This is a genomic window from Stenotrophomonas sp. 05L44_2 (assembly GCF_056665995.1).
Map to the genome: position 1 here is coordinate 1 of NZ_JBFTNR010000767.1, position 1,921 is coordinate 1,921.

Genomic DNA, 1,921 nt, shown 5'->3' on the forward strand with positions numbered 1-1,921 from the left:
GTTGGAAACCGCGGCGTCCAGCCCAGCGCGTCGCGCGTGCTGCGGCTGTCGATGCGCTTGCTGCTCTGGTAGAAGCGCCGCAATGTCGCGCTGACTGATGGATCGTCCCAGGCCACCGCGGGTGGCATGGCGAAACCCCCCAGCTGCGCAGCGAAGGCCAGTACATCCTGCGGCGGTGCCGGTTGGTCATCGCTCGGCAGATACAGTGCGTTGGCCATGGGGCGTTGCATCGCGGCGATCACCACCGCAGCCAGGTCGTCCACGTGCAGGCGATTGAACACCAGCCCTGGCCGCACTACGTGCCGCGCGCGGCCCTGCGCCAGCTGCAGCAGCGCGTTGCGCCCGGATCCGTAGAGGCCCGGCAGGCGGAACATCGCCGAGGCGATACCGCGCGCATCCGCCAGCGCACGCCATTGCGTTTCGGCGAGGCGACGCTGCATGCCTGCCGGCCCGGTGGCATCGGCCACGCTGTGCTCATTGATCCAGCCACCGTCGCGGTCGCCGTAGACCGAGGTCGACGACAGGTAACCGAGCCAACGCAGTGAACTGCTGTCGCGCAACGCGGCATGCAGCAGGCGCAGCGCCGGGTCGCCCTCGGCATCGGGAGGGACGCTGCACAGCACCGCGTCGGCATGGGCAATCGCAGCGAGCAGGCTCGGGGCAAGCGCGGCGTCAGCACGCAGCTGATGACGCAGCAGGCCATCGTCAGGTGCCGACGCCGGATCGCGCACCGTGCCTTCCACGTGTACGCCCTGGGCCTGAAGGCGCGCGGCCAACACGCGGCCACTCCAGCCCATGCCGAGGATCAGTACGCGCTTCGGCAACGGGCCAGGCATGTTCATCGGATCACACCGAGCGCTGGGCCTGGTAGGCCTGCAGGCTGCTGTAGGCGACCTGCAGCAGCAACGCTTCCTGGCCCGCGGCGCGCGCACGCGCCAGCATGTCGCCGACGATCTGGGCCGCTTCCACCTGCTGGCCTGCCTCCAGGTCGCGCAGCATCGACGCCTTCAACGCCGAACCGGCCTGGGTCAGGGTGCCACGCGCGGTGTCCTGCGCCGCCTGCGGCACCGGCTCACCCGCTGCTTCGGCCACCGCCAGGCATTCGTCATAGAGCCCACGCACGATGGCGTCGCCGTCATCGGTGGCCACGATCGTGCCGATGTCCGCACGCAGCAGGCAGGTGGCCGCCGCCAGCGCGGTCAGGAACGTGTACTTGATCCACTGTTCCTGGCCGATGTGCTCACTGGCCAGATGATCGAGATTGGCCTGCGCACACGCTGCTGCGAACGCCTGCACGCGCGCGGAGATCGCACCGCCATCGCGTTCGCCGAAGGTCAGCTTGGCCGGCTTGCCCAGGTGCAGCACGGCCCCATCAGGCGCCTTGGTCGCACTGATGAAGCACAGACCGCCGAGCACGGCGTCGCGGCCGAAGCGCGCGTCGAGCGCGTTGTAGTGATGCAGGCCGTTGAGGATCGGCAGCACGGTGGTACCCGCGCCCACCGCCGGGGCGATGGCATCGATCGAGCTGTCCAGATCGTAGGCCTTGCAGCTGAGGATCACCAGATCGAACGGCTTGTCCGCAGCCAGCGCAGGCAGGGCATCTGCGGTGACGTGCTGCACCGGGAACGTGGCATCGCCCACCGGGCTGCGCAGCACCAGGCCATCACGATCCAGCTGCGCGGCGCGCGCGGGGCGCACGAGGAAGGTCACGTCCACGCCAGCCTGGGCCAGGCGACCACCGAAGTAACCGCCGGTACCGCCGGCGCCGAGGATCAGGATACGCATTGCACGCTCACTGCAGTTGGGGGATTCACTGCAGCGATTGTGCCGGAGTTTGCGGCCAACGGCTGAGCCSCTCGTGGTGGTTTGAAGCGCAAGCTGTGTTTGGGTCGGGGGGGGGGGGGGGGGGGGGGGGGGGGGG

2 protein-coding genes are annotated in these 1,921 nt (G+C 69.4%); both read right to left on the minus strand.

Annotation, left to right across the window (positions count from 1 at the left end; genetic code table 11):
- Positions 1 to 836, minus strand: an 836-nt coding sequence (locus AC1VAN_RS20365) for an NAD-dependent epimerase/dehydratase family protein (protein ID WP_480986590.1), incomplete at its 3' end; no start/stop codon positions are given.
- 10 nt (positions 837 to 846) lie between these two features.
- Positions 847 to 1,785 (minus strand): 2-dehydropantoate 2-reductase, encoded by a 939-nt coding sequence (panE, locus tag AC1VAN_RS20370; RefSeq protein WP_025877580.1) that lies wholly within the window; start codon positions 1,783 to 1,785, stop codon positions 847 to 849.
- Positions 1,786 to 1,921 lie beyond the last annotated feature (136 nt).